This is a genomic window from Rhabdonatronobacter sediminivivens (genome assembly GCF_013415485.1).
Taxonomy (GTDB): Bacteria; Pseudomonadota; Alphaproteobacteria; order Rhodobacterales; family Rhodobacteraceae; genus Rhabdonatronobacter; species Rhabdonatronobacter sediminivivens.
In genome coordinates this window covers 62749-79442 of the sequence record NZ_JACBXS010000019.1, presented here as the reverse complement: position 1 = coordinate 79442, position 16694 = coordinate 62749, and the positions used below count along the sequence as shown (strand labels likewise).

General features: G+C 70.0%; 13 protein-coding genes. 4 read left to right on the top strand and 9 right to left on the bottom strand.

The window, feature by feature from the left end:
* From HUK65_RS10685 to HUK65_RS10675, 3 genes are all read right to left on the bottom strand, one after another.
* Positions 1-2817: AAA family ATPase (locus HUK65_RS10685; protein ID WP_179906155.1), on the bottom strand; the 2817-nt coding region annotated here is incomplete at its 3' end.
* Between the two features lie 130 nt (positions 2818-2947).
* Positions 2948-4105, bottom strand: a complete 1158-nt coding sequence (gene nagA / locus HUK65_RS10680; protein WP_179906154.1) for an N-acetylglucosamine-6-phosphate deacetylase — start codon at positions 4103-4105, stop codon at positions 2948-2950.
* Positions 4102-4995, bottom strand: a complete 894-nt coding sequence (locus HUK65_RS10675; protein WP_179906153.1) for a BadF/BadG/BcrA/BcrD ATPase family protein — start codon at positions 4993-4995, stop codon at positions 4102-4104. Before HUK65_RS10675 ends, nagA begins: the two co-directional genes overlap by 4 nt.
* A 137-nt stretch (positions 4996-5132) precedes the next feature.
* Here HUK65_RS10675 and HUK65_RS10670 point away from each other — a divergent pair, with 137 nt between their 5' ends.
* Positions 5133-6011, top strand: a complete 879-nt coding sequence (locus HUK65_RS10670; RefSeq protein WP_179906152.1) for an N-acetylmuramic acid 6-phosphate etherase — start codon at positions 5133-5135, stop codon at positions 6009-6011.
* Between the two features lie 401 nt (positions 6012-6412).
* Positions 6413-6934, top strand: coding sequence for a hypothetical protein (locus HUK65_RS10665; RefSeq protein WP_179906151.1), 522 nt, complete (start codon positions 6413-6415; stop codon positions 6932-6934).
* Positions 6935-7022: 88 nt separating this feature from the next.
* Here HUK65_RS10665 and hutI read toward each other — a convergent pair whose 3' ends face one another.
* Entirely contained in the window at positions 7023-8216 is a 1194-nt protein-coding gene (gene hutI / locus HUK65_RS10660; protein WP_235441900.1) for an imidazolonepropionase, read from the bottom strand.
* Positions 8217-8288: 72 nt separating this feature from the next.
* Here hutI and HUK65_RS10655 point away from each other — a divergent pair, with 72 nt between their 5' ends.
* Together HUK65_RS10655 and HUK65_RS10650 are read left to right on the top strand one after the other, a co-directional pair.
* Positions 8289-9650 carry a formimidoylglutamate deiminase gene (locus tag HUK65_RS10655; protein ID WP_179906149.1) on the top strand — a complete coding sequence of 454 codons (1362 nt, stop codon included), beginning with the start codon at positions 8289-8291 and terminating at the stop codon, positions 9648-9650.
* A 2-nt stretch (positions 9651-9652) separates the two neighbouring features.
* Positions 9653-10345 (top strand): GntR family transcriptional regulator, encoded by a 693-nt coding sequence (locus tag HUK65_RS10650; protein WP_179906148.1) that lies wholly within the window; start codon positions 9653-9655, stop codon positions 10343-10345.
* A gap of 183 nt (positions 10346-10528) precedes the next feature.
* Here HUK65_RS10650 and HUK65_RS18750 read toward each other — a convergent pair whose 3' ends face one another.
* The 5 genes from HUK65_RS18750 to HUK65_RS10625 form a co-directional block, all read right to left on the bottom strand.
* The gene (locus tag HUK65_RS18750; protein WP_179906147.1) at positions 10529-11263 is read right to left on the bottom strand and encodes an FkbM family methyltransferase; all 735 of its coding nucleotides are present in this window, start codon (positions 11261-11263) and stop codon (positions 10529-10531) included.
* 251 nt (positions 11264-11514) lie between these two features.
* Positions 11515-12867, bottom strand: coding sequence for an FAD-binding oxidoreductase (locus HUK65_RS10640; RefSeq protein ID WP_179906146.1), 1353 nt, complete (start codon positions 12865-12867; stop codon positions 11515-11517).
* Positions 12860-14017 carry an alpha-hydroxy acid oxidase gene (locus tag HUK65_RS10635; protein WP_179906145.1) on the bottom strand — a complete coding sequence of 386 codons (1158 nt, stop codon included), beginning with the start codon at positions 14015-14017 and terminating at the stop codon, positions 12860-12862. Before HUK65_RS10635 ends, HUK65_RS10640 begins: the two co-directional genes overlap by 8 nt.
* Positions 14014-14937 (bottom strand): dimethylarginine dimethylaminohydrolase family protein, encoded by a 924-nt coding sequence (locus HUK65_RS10630; protein WP_179906144.1) that lies wholly within the window; start codon positions 14935-14937, stop codon positions 14014-14016. Before HUK65_RS10630 ends, HUK65_RS10635 begins: the two co-directional genes overlap by 4 nt.
* 26 nt (positions 14938-14963) lie before the next feature.
* Positions 14964-16568: a zinc-binding metallopeptidase family protein gene (locus HUK65_RS10625; RefSeq protein WP_327787105.1), complete on the bottom strand. Its 1605-nt coding sequence runs from the start codon at positions 16566-16568 to the stop codon at positions 14964-14966.
* Positions 16569-16694: the final 126 nt, after the last annotated feature.

Below are 16694 nucleotides of genomic sequence, written 5' to 3'. Positions count from 1 at the left end.
GCGCAGGCGCGCGGCCTCGGCCTCCAGCGCTTCGGTGTCGGGCAGGGTGTCCGGGTCGGCCTGCAGGCGGTCCAGCAACTCGGCGGGGGTGGCGTCCAGGGCCTCGGAGATGCGCTCGGCGGCGGCGGCCAGGGTCTCGGCGGCGCCGTCGCGGCGGGTTTCGGCGCGGGCCTGATCCTCACGGGCCGCGCCGGCCTGACGTTCGCTGCTGCGTTCGGCCTCGCGCGCTCGGGCCAGCGCCGATTCGGCGGCGGCAAGGCTGTCCTGCGCCGCGCCCAGCCGGGTTTCGGCGCTCTGGATGCTGCCTTGCAGTTCTGCGCGCGCGGCCGCCAGTTCGCCGGGGGCGGCCCGGGCGGTGGTCAGTTCGGCCTCGGCCTCGGCCTTGCGGGTTTCGAGATCGGCGATGCGGGCGCTGGCGGTCTGCAGCCGTTGGCGCCAGGTCTTCAGTTCGGCGGTGATCTCCTGCTGGCGACGACTGGCCTGCGCGGCATCGCGGCGCAGTTCTTCGGAGCGGGCGCGGCGGGTCAGCATGTCGTTGCGCGCCTCCTCCAGCCCGGCGCGCAGGGTGTCCAGGCGGGCGCGTGCGGCGGCGGTGTCGGGCAGGGCGTCGCGGGCGGTTTCGGCCTCGGTCAGGGCGGTGGCCAGTTCTGCGGCCTCGGCGGCGTGGCGGGCCTGGGCCTGGCGGGCGGTGTCCAGCTTGCCGGTGGCCATGTCGCGGCTGGCTTCGGCCTGCGAGAGCGCGCGCCGGGCCTCCGTCACCTGCCGGTCGCTGGCGCGGCGCGCCTCGCGCGCGTGGCGTTCGGTCTGGGTGGCGGCGGCCAGTGCGGCCTGGGCGGTGTCATGGGCGGCGCGGGCGGTTTCGGCGCGGGACTCGGCCTGCTCCAGATCATGGCGCAACGCGCGCAGGCGGTTGATCTGCTGCAGCCGCAGTGCCGCCGTGCCCGGCGCGTCCGCGGCAGCTACATGCAGCCCGTCCCAGCGCCACAGATCGCCCTGCAGGCTGACCATGCGCTGGCCCGGGCGCAAGGCGTCCTGCAGCGCGGGGGCCTGCGCCGGATCGATCACGCCGATCTGCGACAGGCGCCGGTCCAGCGCGCGCGGGGCGGTGACATGGGCGGCAAGGGGGGTGGCGCCATCGGGCAGGGTCGGCACCAGGTCCAGGGGGGCCAGCGCCTGCCACCCCGAGGTGCCGGTTTCGGCCAGCGGCGCGCGCAGGTCATCGCCCAGCGCTGCGCCCAGCGCCAGTTCATGACCTGGCGCAACCTCGATCCGGTCCAGCAGGGCGGTGCCCTTGCCCTTGTCGCGTTCCACCAGCCGGGCGAGGGCGGCGGTCTCGGCGCGCAGGGTCCCGGCGGCGCCTTCGGCCTCGGCGCGGGCTTCGCGGGCGGTGGCCTCGGCGGCCTGGGCCTCGGTGCGGGCGGTTTCGGCGCGGGTCAGGGCGGTTTCGGCGGCCTCGGTCCCGGTCTGGGCCTGGGCCAGATCGGCTTCGGCGCGGGTCAGGGTCTGGCTGGCGCCCTCCAGCGTGGCCTGGGCCTGGGCGGCGCTGTCGGTGGCGGCCTGAGCGGCGGCCCTGGCGCGGGAAAGCCGGGTTTGGGTGTCCTCGATCTGGCGGGTGGCGGACTGGTGCCGGGCGGCCAGGCGGGCGGAGTCCTCGGTGGCTTCGGAGAGCTGCGCCTCCAGTGCGGCCAGCGCCGCGGCCGCGGTGCGGGCGGCCTCCTGGGCCTCGGTCAGGGCGGCATCCTGTCCTTCGGTGGCGCGGGCGATCTGGCTGGCCTCCCACTCCAGCCGGGTGATGGTCTCTCCGGCATCGGCGTTCAGGCCCGTTTCGCGGGTGATGTCCTGGGTCAGCTGCCGGATGCGCGCCTCCAGCGTGGCAATGGCGGCTGCGGCGCGGGCCTCCTGGTCAGACAGCGTGTCGCGCTGGACCGACAGGCGCTGCAGGATGGCTCCGGCGACGGCGGTTTCCTCACGCAGGGGGGGCAGGGCGGCTTCGGCTTCGGCGCGGGCGGCGGCGGCGGCGCGGGCCTCGGCCTCGGCCCGGGTGCGGGCAGTCAGGGCGGCGCGCAGGGCGGCTTCGGCCTCGGTATGGGCGGCCTCGGCCTCATGCCAACGGCGAAACAGCAACAGCCCTTCGGCCCGGCGCAGATCGGCACCGATGGCCTTGTAGCGGGCGGCCTGACGGGCCTGACGGGCCAGACTGGCCAGTTGCGCGGCCAGTTGGTCAATCACATCCGACACCCGCGCCAGATTGACCTCGGCGCCGTTGAGCTTCAGCTCGGCCTCGTGCCGGCGCTGATAGAGGCCCGAGATCCCTGCGGCCTCTTCCAGAATGCGGCGGCGGGCGCGCGGCTTGGCGTTGATCAGTTCCGCAATCTGCCCCTGCCGGACCAGCGCCGGGCTGTGCGCCCCGGTCGAGGCATCGGCAAACAGCATCTGCACATCACGGGCGCGCAATTCCTTGCCGTTCAGCCTGTAGGCCGAGCCCGCGTCCCGGGTGATCCGGCGCGTGATCTCGATCTGGTCGGCATCGTTGAACCCCGCAGGCGCCAGACGGTCGCTGTTGTCCAGGCTCAGCACGACCTCGGCGAAATGGCGGGCATTGCGGCTGCCGGTGCCGGCGAAGATCACATCCTCCATGCCGCCGCCGCGCATGGCGGTGGGGCGGTTTTCGCCCATCACCCAGCGCAGGGCCTCCAGCAGGTTGGACTTGCCGCAGCCATTGGGGCCGACCACGCCGGTCAGCCCAGGGCGGATCACCAGATCCGTGGGGTCGACGAAGCTTTTGAAGCCGTTGAGCCGAAGCCGCGTAAACTGCACCTGCCTGTCCTGACGTAGATGGGGGGCCGGGCGCAAGTGTTCCGACACCCGCGCCCCGAGTCAAGCAGGCTTGCGCGGCATATGGCAGGATGCAGCCGCTTTTCCACAAGATATTGCGTGTGGGCCGCGGCTAGCGAAGCACAGGCCTGCCCCCCTGCCAGACCCTGCGCAGCCGCAGGTCCGGGTCCAGAAGCACCAGATCGGCAGGCAGGCCCGGTGCGATCCGGCCCAGCCGCTCCCCCGCGCCAATGAGCGCTGCGGGCAGGCTGCCGGCCATGGCCAGGGCGCGCGGCAGGGGCACGCCCAGCCCCATCACATGCGCCACCGCCTGCGGCAAGCTGACATCCGCCCCCGCCAGCGTGCCGTCCTGCAAGGTCAGCCGTCCGTCCCGGCGCAGCACCCGGCGCCCGTTCAGGGTGAACCCGGGCAGATCGGTGCCCGCCACCGCCATGGCATCGCTGACCAGAAACAACCGGTCCGGCGCCATCATGCCCAGCGCCACGCGCAGGCAGTCATCCGCCACATGCACGCCATCGGCAATGATCCCGGCGCGCAGGTCCGAGGCCATTGCCGCCCCCACCAGCCCCGGCGCGCGGTTCTGCATCTGGCTCATGGCGTTGAACAGATGCGTGACCGCGCTTGCGCCAGCGGCGCGGGCGGCATGGGCGGCCCCTGCGGTGCAATCGCTATGGCCCAGGCTGACCACCGCCCCCGCCGCGGCCAGCCGGGTGATCTGGTCCGGTGTGGCCGCTTCGGGGGCCAGGGTCACCATCAGCGCGGGCAGGGCGCGGGCGGCGCGCTCCAGCAGGGTCAGGTCGGCGTCGGTCATCGGGCGGATGCGCGCCGGGTCATGGGCGCCGGCGCGGGCGGGGTCCAGATGCGGCCCCTCCAGATGCAGCCCGGCAAAGCCCGGCACCCGGGCGCGGGCGGCGGCGATACCGGCATCGATCACTTGCGCGGTAACGGCGGGGCGGTCGGTGATCAGGGTGGGCAGGATCGCCGTGGCCCCCAGCCGCGCATGGGCGGCGCAGATGCGCGCGATCATCTTGGCATCGGCGCCCGGTCCCAGCATCACCCCATCGCCGCCATTCACCTGCAGATCCACGAAGCCCGGGGCCAGCACCCCCGCGCCCAGATCAGCGATCCGGGCGTCCGGGGGCAGGGGCACGCCCGCAGGGATCAGGGCGCGGACCGTATCGCCCGCAACCAGCACGGCAGCACCCTCATGCATCTGGGCGCCGTCAAAGACCCGGGCTGCGCGCAGGGCAAGGGCTGTGCCTTGGGTCATGGTTTCTGCCCGTTCGGTGTGTGGGGCATGCTGCGGGCCAGCCATAGCGCCCCGTCGAGGGCACTGCCCAAAGGCTCGGCGCGGGTCAGCCCGGGCATGACAGAGGCGCCCAGCCGGTCCAGCAGCACAGGCCCCAGCCCGCCGCAGCCCACCACCGGCAGCGCCGGCGCGCCCGTCTGCAGCAGGGTGATGGCGCGCTGCAGATAGGCGCAGGCCGCGTCCAGAATGGCGCGGGCCTGGGGGCAACCGCCGCGGTCCTGCGCCAGCACCATGGGCGCCAGGGTGGCAAAATCCGCAGGCCGCGCATCCCGCGCGAAGGCCAGCAGCGCGGTGACCGTGCCGAACCGCGCCCATAGCTGCGCGCCAAGCGCCCCCTGCGGGGCCAGCCCGTCATGCATGTGGAGGGCCAAGCTCAGGGCCTGCCGCCCCAGCCAGGCGCCGCTGGCCTCATCCCCCAGCACGAAGCCGTGTCCGCCAATCCGCTGGACCTGCCCCTCGCGCAGCCGCGCCAGGACCGACCCGGTGCCCAGCGCCGCCACGATCCCCGCGCGCCCCTGCAGCGCCCCGGCAAGCGTGATGTCGAGATCGCCCGTCACCTGCAACTCCGGCCAGGGCAGGGCGGCGCGCAGCATCGGTGCGGCATTGCTTTCGCTGGCCCCGGCCAGGCCCAGCACCACCACCGCCCCGTCACGCCGGGCCTGCGGCGCCAAGTCGGCCACGGCCTGAAGGCAGCGCTCCAGCAACTCGCGGATATTGGCCAGGGCGCGCTCCGGGTCGGAATGGACATTGGCCGGGCCGCCATGCAGCACCGCGGTGCGCGCACCATCCGCCAGCGCCGCCTGCGCGCGGCTGCCACTGCCGCCCCCGTCCAACCCGATGAAGAAACGCATCCTGAACCTCCTGACAGGGGCAATAGCATGTTGGCGCGAAATGCGAAGCCCGAAGCGGTGCGCGGCGGCGGGATCGGGGTGCTTGTCTTGGCCGCGCGCTTCGGCGACCATGCGCGCCCCTGACGAAAGCCCCTGCCATGACCGAATTCGCCGACCCGCGCTATGCAAGTATCGACCTCTGGGACAGCAGCACCGCGCTGAGCGCCATCTGGGAAAGCCAGATCGCCGCCGTTGCCGCCATCGGCCCCGCCCTGCCTGCCCTTGTGCTATTGGTCGAGGCCGCGCTGCCGCGCCTGCGCGCGGGCGGGCGGCTGGTCTATGCGGGGGCGGGCACCTCGATCCGTGCGGCGGTGCAGGACGGCACCGAACTTGGGCCAACCTTTGACTGGCCCGAGGCGCGAACCGTCTATCTGATTGCCGGAGGCGTGCAGGCGCTCAGCCGCGGGATCGAAGGCGCCGAGGATGACACCGAAGACGCCCGCGCCCAGGTCGCCCGCGCCGAGATCGGCCCGCAGGACCTGGTGCTGGGGATCGCGGCCAGCGGGCGCACGCCCTTCACCCTGGCGGTGATCCGAGCCGCGCGCGCCGCCGGTGCGCTTACCGCGGGCCTGGCCTGCAACCCCGCCGCGCCGCTGCTGGAGGCCGCCGAACACGCCGTGCTGACCGACACCGGCCCCGAGGTGGTGGCCGGATCAACCCGGATGAAGGCCGGGACGGCGCAGAAGGTGGTGCTGAACATGATCTCGACCCAGATCATGATCCGGCTGGGCCATGTCCATGACGGGCTGATGGTGGACATGCGCCCGCAGAACGCAAAGCTGCGCGGGCGGGCGCGCGACATGGTGGCGCGCATCGCCGGGGTTTCGGATGAACGGGCACAGGCGGCGCTGGACGCCGCGGACTGGCGGATCAAACCCGCCGTGCTGACCGCCCGCGGCATGACCCCCGCCCAGGCCCGGGCCGCGCTGGCCCGCGCGGGCGGGGTGCTGCGCCTGGCGCTGGAAGGGAGCGGCTAGACCCGCCCGGGGGCGCAGGGCTGTCCGGCACGCTCAGGCAGAACTGTCCCGGCGGTGTTTGCCAGGGGTCGCACCTGTGCTCTAACTTCTTGACATCTCCGACCCTTCTGTGGAACGTCGCGTCCTGTTGCGTGTGTTTTGTGGAGTATGTGGTCATGAGTATGTTGCGCAATCTGCGCGTGCTGTCAGGTGTTGTCGCACCCGTTTCTGTCGCCATCCTTCTTGCCGGATGTGTTACACCGGAAAACTCCGGTTCCAGCCGTCCCGTCGGTTCGGGGTCATCCGCGGCTGCAAGCGGGTCTTCAGGTGGGGCCGGATCCAGTGGCGGAACGTCTGCACCGCGCAGTCCGTCTTCCTCTTCCTCTTCGGGTAGCGGCAGTGCGATCCTCCGGGATGGTGATGTGACTTTCACGGCCCGGCGCCATGATGCGCCCAGGGGTGGCGACACGCTGATTCGGGAAAACACTGGCGGCGTCTTCGGATACGACAGCTTCGCCGGTGTCGTCGATGGGTCGCCCAATGTTGTCATGCGCAGCCTCGCGCGGGGTATTTCAGGGCCTGCAGGCGGCACCGGCAGGGCAACCTTTTCAGGCCGCTATGATGCGGTGGTGGTTGCTGGCCGCGATACGCCGCGTGCCGGGGGCAGCGGTGTTGATGCGCGTCTGGACCGGCGGTTCGTATCGGGGCCGGTGGTCGTCAATGTCGATCTGGACCAGTATACATTCTCGGGTTCGGGCGGGGGGCTGACCGTGAATGGTGGCTGCACGCCCCTCTGTCATGGCGAATTTGCCTTCTCAGACACCGAAATCGGCGTCGTTCGCGGTTTCCTGGGCCACGCACTGGGCCGTGATGAACTGAACGCCGCGTTTCACGGGGTGAATTCCGACGGTGGTGTGGCCGGGGCGCTGCGCGCAACCCGCTAGGACATGTGGCGGCCTGTCCCATCGCCGCCGCCGGGGGCATGGGCCTGGCCGCCAGCCCAAGCGGCACCCCACGGCGCTGCCATGTCGGTCAGCCCTGCGTGGCAGCCCCTCCGAAAACCCGCGCGTAGAGCGGGTTGAACCCGATGCGATAGGCCAGTTCCGCGGGGCTTTCCACGTCCCAGATGGCCAGGTCGGCGCGCAATCCCGGCGCCAGGGTGCCGCAATCGCTCAGGCCCAGGGCGCGGGCGGCGTTCCGGGTGACGCCGGCCAGCGCCTCGTCCGGGGTCAGGCCGAACAGCGTGCAGCCCATGTTCATCGCCAGCAGCACCGAGGTCATGGGCGAAGACCCCGGGTTGCAATCCGTGGCCAGTGCCATCGCCACCCCATGCGCGCGGAACGCGGCGACCGGGGGCGCCTGACGCTCGCGCAGGGTGTAGAAGGCGCCGGGCAGCAGGACGGCCACGGTCCCGGCAGCCGACAGCGCCTGTGCATCGGCGTCGGTGGCGTATTCCACATGATCCGCCGAGAGCGCGCCATAGCTTGCCGCCAGCGCCGTGCCGCCGGTATGGGTCAGCTGTTCGGCATGCAGCTTCACCGGCAGCTCCAGCGCGCGGGCCGCGTCAAAGACACGGGCGATCTGGGCAGGGTCAAAGGCGATCCCCTCGCAGAACCCGTCCACCGCATCGACCAGCCCTTCGGCATGGGCGGCGCGCAGCGCGGGCAGGCAGATCTCATGCAGGTAGTCATCCGCCCGGCCGCTGTACTCCGCAGGCACCGCATGGGCGCCCAGAAAGCTGGTGCGGATGCGCACCGGGCGCAGGGTTTCCAGACGGCGCGCGGCGCGGAGCATCCGTATCTCGGTTTCCATGTCCAGCCCGTAGCCGGATTTCACCTCGACCGTGGTGACCCCTTCGGCGATCAAGGCGTCCAGCCGGGGCAGGGCCTGCGCCACCAGATCATCGACACTGGCGCCGCGGGTCGCGCTGACGGTAGAGACAATGCCGCCGCCCGCGCGGGCGATCTCGGCATAGCTGGCGCCCTCCAGCCGCATGGCGAATTCCTGCGCGCGGTGGCCCCCATGGATGATATGCGTGTGGCAATCGATCAGCGCAGGGGTAATCAGGCGGCCCTGCAGGTCAATCCGGGTCCAATCCCCTGCGGGCGGGGTGCCAATGGCGGCGATGTGCCCGTCCTGCACCGCCAGCGCGCCGCTGCGCACCCCGTCGGGCAGCGCCAGGCGCGCGTTTTCCAGAATGGTCGGGCGGTCGATGGTCAGCGGCATTGGTGCTTGCTCCCCCTCTGTGGTCCCGCTATTATGTATGCACATTATTCCTGGGTCAATCGGGGGAGCGCCATGACCATCCTTCACGCCCGCCACGCCCTTCTGCCCGACGGCTGGGCGCAGGATGTGACGCTGCATCTGGCGCAGGGGCGGATCACGCGCGTTGCGCTGGGCTGCCAGACGCCCCCGGATCACCGCGCCGACATCCTGTTGCCGGCACCGGCGAACCTGCACTCCCATGCGTTCCAGCACGCTATGGCCGGGCTGACAGAATCGCGCGGCCCTGACCCGCAGGACAGTTTCTGGACCTGGCGGGCGCTGATGTTCCGCTTTCTGGACCAGCTCACGCCCGAGGATATCGAGGCCGTCACCGCCTATGTCCAGATGCGGATGCTTGAAGCCGGCTTCGCCGCCTGCGCCGAATTTCACTATCTGCACCACGCGCCGGGCGGGCGGCGCTATGCCGATCTGGCCGAGATGTCGGCCCGGATCACGGCGGCCGCGGCGCGCTCGGGGATCGGGCTGACGTTGTTGCCGGTGCTCTATGAGCAGGGCGGCTGCGACGGGCGCCCGCTGGCCCCGGGTCAGGACCGGTTCGGCAACACGCCGGACCGCTTTGCCGCACTTCTGGACGGTGCGGGCGCGGCCCTGCAGGCGCTGCCCGGGGATGCGCGCCTGGGTGTTGCGCCGCACAGCCTGCGCGCCGTCTCGCCCGAAGGGCTGGCCGCCTGCATAACCCTGCGCCCGGATGCGCCCCTGCACATGCATCTGGCCGAACAAGCGGCCGAGGTGGCCGAGGTTCTGGCCCATCACGGTGCCCGCCCGGTGGAATGGCTGCTGAACCACGCGCCGGTGGACGGGCGCTGGTGCCTGATCCATTGCACGCAGATGCAGCCCCATGAAACCCGTGCGCTTGCGGCCTCGGGCGCGGTGGCGGGGCTGTGTCCGATCACCGAATCGTCGCTGGGGGACGGGATCTTTGACGGGGTGCGCTGGATGGCCGACGGAGGGGCCTTCGGACTGGGTTCGGACAGCAATATCCGCATCTCGCTGGCCGAGGAAATGCGCACGCTGGAATATTCCCAGCGCCTGCGTGACCACAGCCGGGCGGCGCTGGCCACGCCCGCGCTGTCCACGGGGCGGCGCCTGTGGGAAGGGGCGGCCCGGGGCGGCGCCCGGGCGGCAGGGCGTGAGGCCGGGGCCATCGCGCCCGGCAAGCTGGCCGATCTGGTGGCGCTGGACGGCGGCCACCCGGATCTGGCAGGACTGACCGGGGACCGGCTGCTGGATGCCCTTGTCTTTGCCGCCGATCCGGGCGCGGTGGTCGATGTCTGGGCGGCGGGGCGGCATATGGTGCGGGGCGGGCGCCACATTGACCACGATGGCATCCGGCGCGACTATATGGCGGTTCGCAAACGGCTTCTGGCGGTCTGACCATGCGCTCACCCATCACCTGGCAATCGGTCCAGGCCGAGGCCCTGCGCCGCCTGCGCGCGGGCCTCTGGACCCCCGGCGCCCGCATCCCGGACGAGGCCGAACTGGCCCGCGAACTCGGCTGCGCGCGCAGCACCGTCAACCGCGCCCTGCGGGAACTGGCGGCGGCGGGGCTGCTGGAGCGGCGGCGCAAGGGCGGCACCCGCGTGCCCCTGACCCCGGTGCGCAAGGCCACATTCGAAATCCCCATCATACGGCTGGATATCGAAGCCCGCGGCCAGTGCCCGGGGTACCGGCTGATCCGGCAGGCCACCGAACCCCTGCCAAAGGCCGAGGCCCGCGCCATGCGCGCCGACCCGGGCGCGCCCTTTCTGCATCTGCTGGCCCTGCATCTGGCCGATGACCGCCCCTTCTGCGCCGAGGACCGCTGGATCAACCCCGAAACCCCGGGGCTGGACGGGGCGGATTTCGAAACCCTCAGCGCCAATGAATGGCTGGTGGGCAACACGCTTTTCAGCGATGGCGCCATCGGCTTTGCCGCCACCGCCGCCACGCCGGAACTGGCCGCGCTGCTGGACTGCGCCCCCGATGCGCCGCTGCTGACGATCACGCGCAGCACCCGCGCCGGCCCCCGCCCCATCACCGCAGTGCGGCTGTTCTATGCGCCGGGGCACCGGTTGGAAACGCGGTTGTAAGGCGGGGGCTGCGGCTGGCGCAGTATCTTGCGCGTGCGGGATGGAGGGCAGCGATGCGGGACCTTTCTGCCGTTCACTGCATTTGCTCTTGGTCGCAACATTCTCAGTGTAGGGGCGGGAACCCGGCTTTCGCCGCAATTGGCACAAATGACCTGGTTGCGGACGCAGCTGCCTCGTACCAAGCTACCTTTCGAGAAAGAGCTTCTCACCTGATTGTGATACTTTCCAACCCTCGCAGGCACTTCGGATACGCTGTTCAGCTATCTTACTGTGTACCTCTACAAGAATTGCAGAAACGTATTTCAACCATGTTGTGTCTTGAAACACTTCAAGCTCGGCACCTTCAATGTCCAGCTTTAGTAGGTCGCAGTTCATTCCAGATAGAAGGGAATGCACATCTCGCGCCTCGAAGCCCTCCGGATCGCACTCTTCTACTTCAACGCACTGAAAGGACCAGGGCTCGGCATCAGGATTTTCAATCTTCAGATTTGTTGAAGACGACCAAATTGCACTTTGAATGACTTCAACATTTAATCCGGTCGTGTTGCGGCGGCATAGCTCGCAGTTCTCTGCGCTTGGCTCCACGGCTACAATGCGTGCCCTTGGGTAGCGACAAGCAAAATACAGAGCGGCCAAACCGCAATTGGCACCACCATCAATTATGAAGGTCGGATCTTCGAGTTCAATGTGAAGCTCATCCTCGATAAATATGTTCTCAAAAACAGATATATCCGAACTGGAACACCTGATATGTATCTTCCGCTTCAGTTCACGGTGGTAAAAAGATATGATCGGGCGCCTGATAGTCTGCTTAAATTCGAATATAATGGAATTAATCAGGCCAATACGCCTGCCCCATCGAATTACGCGCTCTGTTTTGTAACGGATATCCAGTCTGTCGTCGCCTTCTTGATACACGATATTTGCTGTTGATTAAGCATGTTGAGAAGCAGCCTGTCAACACGGGTAAAGGGTGAGTGGCAGTTCGCGACCCGGTCAAGGACAGGGTAACGCCGCATGTGACCCCGGCATCGGCTCGGAGTCGCTCTTCGCCGCGACCTGCCCAAATGCCTGCTTCGGCGTCGCTGCAACGCAGCTTGCCAAGGGCGTCCCGACGGCCGCAATGGGCTCAATCCTGCCGCCCGCCTGCATGTATGTCGCTGGGCCCCTCAGCCCTCCCCCAACACCTTCCCCGGGTTCATCTGCCCGTGCGGGTCCAGTGCGGCCTTGATTGCCTTCATGGCGGCGATTTCGGCGGGGCTGCGGGTATGGCCCAGCCAGTCCCGTTTCAGCGTGCCGATCCCGTGTTCGGCCGAAACCGAGCCGCCGAAGTCACGCACCAGGTCATAGGCAATGGCTTCGGCTTCATGCGTCGCGTCAGCGTCTGCGCCCTGCGGCAGGGCCAGGGCCACATGCAGGTTGCTGTCGGCCACATGGCCGAAGAAGGACACATGCGCCCCGGGAAACCGCGCCAGCACGCCTGCGCGGGCCGCGCGGGCATAGGTGTCTAGTTGCGCCATGGGGATGCTGACATCCAGATTGATCAGCCCGGGCAGGGCATCATCGATCGCCAGCCCCTCACGGATATCCCAGAAGGCCAGCGCCTGGGCCTGCGACTGGGCAATCAGCGCATCGGTCAGGGTGCCATCCGTCAGCGCGCCCTCCAGCAGGTCCATGACGGCGGGGGACTCATCGGCTTCCAGCAGCACCGAAACCGGTGGGCTGTGGGGGAAAGGGCGCGCGCCCAGCAGCCCGGCGCTGAAGTCGAAATAGTCCTGCCACATGGCCTCGAAGGCCGACAGGCCCGGCAAGGCGCGGGCGCGGGTCAGCAGGCGCAACACGGCGGCGAAATCGGGCAGGGCGGCCAGCACCGTGGCCTGTGGCGCAGGCGCCGGGCGCAGGCGGAACACGGCACGGGTGATCACGCCCAGCGTGCCCTCGGACCCCGCAAACAGGTGGCGCAGGTCATAGCCGGTGTTGTTCTTGACCATCCCCGACAGCCCGTTCAGCACCGTGCCATCGGCCAGCACCACCTCCAGCCCCAGCAGGTTGTCGCGGGTCATGCCGTCGCGGATCACCCGCAGCCCGCCCGCATTGGTGGCGATGATCCCGCCGATCCGGGCCGAGCCGCGCGCGCCCAGATCCACCGGGAAGTGCAGCCCAACCGCCGAAGCGGCCTCCTGTGCGTGCTGCAGAATGGTGCCCGCGCGCAGGGTCATGGTCAGTGCGTCCGCGTCGATGGCCTCGATCCCCGCGAACCGGTCCAGCGACAGGGCCACATCCCCGGGCCCCGGCTGCGCGCCCCCTGCCAGCCCGGTCAGCCCGCCCTGGGGCACCACTGTCAGCCCCTGCGCCTGGCAGATCGCCAGCGCCTTCGCCACCTGCGCCACGCTGGCAGGGCGCAACAGGGCGCGCGGCAGAGTGCGGCCACTGCGGCTGGCATCCATCGCTGTCCCCGCGGGGACATCCGTTCCGGTCAGGCACCCGGCGGGGCCAAGGGCGTTGTTCAGGGCGTCAGACATCGGGCCTCCAGAGGGTGCCGCGCAGCTCGGACAGGCGGGCCACGCCAAGCTGGATCATGGTGGTCTGCAGTTCCGCCTGCAAGAGCTGCGCCAGATGCAGCGGTCCTGGCGGACCCATGGCCGCAGCCGCCTGCAGGAAGGGCCGACCGATCAGCACCGCATCCGCCCCCAGCGCGATCATCCGCGCAATATCCAGCCCCGAGCGCACGCCCCCGTCGGCCAGCACCAGCGCATTTGCGCCCAGCCGGTCGCGGATCGCGGGCAGGACCTCGGGCGCGGTGGGGGCGGCATCCAGCTGGCGACCGCCGTGGTTGGACACCACCACCCCGTCCGCGCCCAGCTCCATTGCCAGCGCCGCATCGGCCACCCCCAGCACCCCCTTGATGATCAGCGCCCCCGGCCAGGCCGCGCGGATACGCGCCAGCCGGTCGGGGCCGATATGGCCCTGCATCATCCGGTCCAGGAACTCTGCCGCCGCGGCCATGTCCGTGCCGGGAAAATAGGGCGCCAGCGTGCCGAACCCCGGCACCCCGTGGCGCGCAGCCCCCAGCGCCCAGGCCGGCGCGGCCATGATCTGGCCCAGCCCCCGGGGCGAGAGGCGCGGCGGCACGCTCAGCCCGTTGCGGATGTCGCGCCGCCGCCGCGTGGGGCCGGGGATATCCACCGTGACCATCAGCACCCGGTACCCTGCGGCTCGGGCGCGGGCGATCAGGTCGGCCTCCATCCCCGGATCGGCGGGCGGATAAAGCTGAAAGGCCGCCCCCCACCCGGCGATGGGGGCGATGTCTTCCAGCGCCGAGGTTGCAAAGGTTGACAGCACATGTCCGATCTCCGCCGTCGCGGCCGCGCGGGCGATCATGGCCTCGGCGCCGGGCCAGATCAGGCCGCCCAGCCCCAGCGGCGCCACGCCAAAGGGCGCGCGCCATTCGGTCCCGGCCACATCCACCGCCATATGCGGCGCGCTGTCATCCACCAGATACCGGGGCGCCAGCCGCACCGCATCCAGCGCGGCACGGTTGCGGCGCAGGGCGGTTTCCGGGCCGATCCCGCCCTCCAGATAGTCGCGCAGAAACCCCGGCAGGCGTCGCGCGGCAGCGGTTTCCAGCGCTGCCGCATCGGGGAAGCGGCGATCCAGGCGCGGGTCGATCACGCTTCGCGCTTCAGCGCCTGCGCCATGCAATGGATGCCGCCGCCGGTCTTCGAGATTTCGGCCGTGTCGATGGCGGCGACTTCGAACCCGCGGGCGCGCAGGGCTGCGGCCAGGGTGGTCGAGGATTTGGGCAGGATCATCCGGTCGCCCCCCAGTGACATGGCATTGCACCCCAGCGCCATGGTGTCCTGGAAGGGGACGTCGATGATCTCATGCCCCTTGGATTTCAGCCAGTCCACGATCCAGGGCTCGGTGCAGGTGACGCAGACGGCGGTGAGCTTCTCGGCGATGGGGACCACCATCAGGTCGATATGGACGTAATATTCGTCGATGAAGGCGATCTTCACCTCCCAGCCCTCGGCCTCGAACCAGCCGGCGACCTGGCGCGCGCCTTCTTCCTGCGTGCGCGCGCCGCCGCAACCGATCAGCAACACACCCTCTTCGATCACCGCGAAATCGCCGCCTTCGAAGGTGCCCGCCGTGACCATGTCATAGATGGGGATGCCCAGGCGTTCATAGGTGCGGATGGCGGCGTAATTCTCGCCCCGGCGCCACCATTGGGCCATGGCGGTGATAATGGCGCCGTAGGGGGTCATCACGCTGGAATCGCGGGCATAGACCTGCATGGGCAGTTCGGGTTCGGGGCTGTGCATATGCACTTTGACGCCGAAATGTTCATAGGCGGCGACCATTTCCGCGTGCTGGGCCTGGGCGACCTGGATGTTGCAGGGCGCTTCACGCAGGTGTTTGCGCGACAGGCTGGAGGTCGCCAGATGCTTCAGATGCGCGGGGCTGCCCAGAAGCACATCGGTCAGCCGGTCAGTTTCATTGGCAAAGCCCCAGGCGGCCAGCGGCGCGGTGCCGCCGCCCGGCGCGCGGCGCTGAAGGGTGAAGGGATCGGCGGGGGTCTGGATGTTCATGGCTCTCTCTCTCCGGGTTGCAGGGGTCAGGCATGGGGCATGGTGGAGGGGATCCACCAGTCATGCCCGCGGGGCGTGGTCACATACTCGGGCCAGCGGAAATGAATGGGCGGGTCATAATCGCAGAGCGGCGCCAGCCAGTCGCTGCCGCCGATGCCGCCGCCGGTGCGGCGGGTGAACTCCTGCGCGGCGTCGGCGCGCAGGGTGGCATCTTCAAGCACTCGCAGCCCGGTGGTGGCCAGCACCTGCGCGGCGCGGCGCACCATCGGGTCGATGGTGGCGGGGATGCCGCCCAGCGCATTCATCACCCAGGCGGGATAGGCGTAGCCTTCGGGCGCGCGCAAGGCCGGGCGGGCGATGTAGAACCGCGCCGTGGGGGCGTGCCAGCACATGTCGGTATAGTCGTCGGAAGTGGAATGGCTCTGGCTGGGCGGCAGGTCACGGCGCAGCGCGGCCTCGGCCTCTTGCGGGGCCAGCAGTTGGGTCATTTCGGGGATGAAAGGGTCGGCCATGGGCTCCAACCCCAGCTCACGCTGGATGGATTGGGCGATGGCACGGGCATCCGGGCCCCATTCGGGCGCGCCAAGGCTGCGCAGGTTCTCCCAGACCGCACCGGCCATGGCGTGATTGGCCAGACCGGGGCGGGATTTGCTGACCCAGTGCCGCTCCCACCGGCAGCCGGTCATGGCGGCGGCGGCTTCGGCGTTGCGGTCCAGCGCGGCCGTTGCGGCCTCGGCCATGGCCAGGGTGGGGGTGCGGATCATGTATTGCAGCTCGGCCAGGCCTGCGGGCAGGTTGTCGGCGGTGGCCTGGGTATGGGTCAGCACCGCCTCGGAGATCGACCAGCCGCCGGTATGGGGCAGCATCGAGTCACGCAGCGCCTTGGAGGCGGTGAACATGAGGGTCAGCGCCTCGCCCGCGCCGGGGGCGCGCACGGCGCTGTGCGCCTGCGGGATGGGCGCCCCGCTACCAGAGGCGTCATGGGCGCCCCAGCGTTCCGGCGCGTCGCAGATGAAGCGATAGACCATGCCATAGGCCGCGCCGCAATGGGTGTCCCAGCGCACGGTATTGCATAGCGGTGCCATGTAGAAGGGGTGGAAGGACAGGATCGCCGCCAGCCCGTCGTAATAGCCCTTCGCGGCGTGGATGGGCTTTGATCCGCGCAGCTTCTCCGCCGGCTCACCAGTGAAGTGGATGCCGCCCTTGATCCCGTGACGTTCCATCGCCGCCTTGATCGCCAGCGCGGCGCCAAGGCCCGCCATGCCCAGCCCGGAATGCGGGTCGGTGTGCCCGCCCGCCTGGAACCCCAGCCCGGGGCGCGGGGCGCGGCGGGGTTCGCGCGCCTGACAGTTGCCGGGGATGCCGTCATATTCCGCATAAAGCCCGATCACCGGGCCGTCGCCGTTGCCCCATTCTGCGCAAAACGCCGTGGGCATCCCGCCCGAGCCTTCCTCGACCGTGAACCCCTCATCCCGCAGGCGCTGCACATACCACTCGGCCGAGCGATACTCGCGCCAGGCGGTTTCGCCGAAGTCGAAGATGGTGGCGCACCAGTCCGAAATCTCCGCACCGCGCGCGGCCAGCGCGGCCAGCGCGGTGTTTTGCGCGGGGGTGAACGGGGCTGCGGGCACGGCGCTCTCCTCTACTGCCATGCCCCAGCGGTAGCCGCCCGCCGCGAGTCCCGCCAGTGAAACCTTTTTCCGCCATCGGCAAATCCTGTTCACCTTGGCGCTGGTCAGCGCCTGCGCGCCCCGCTA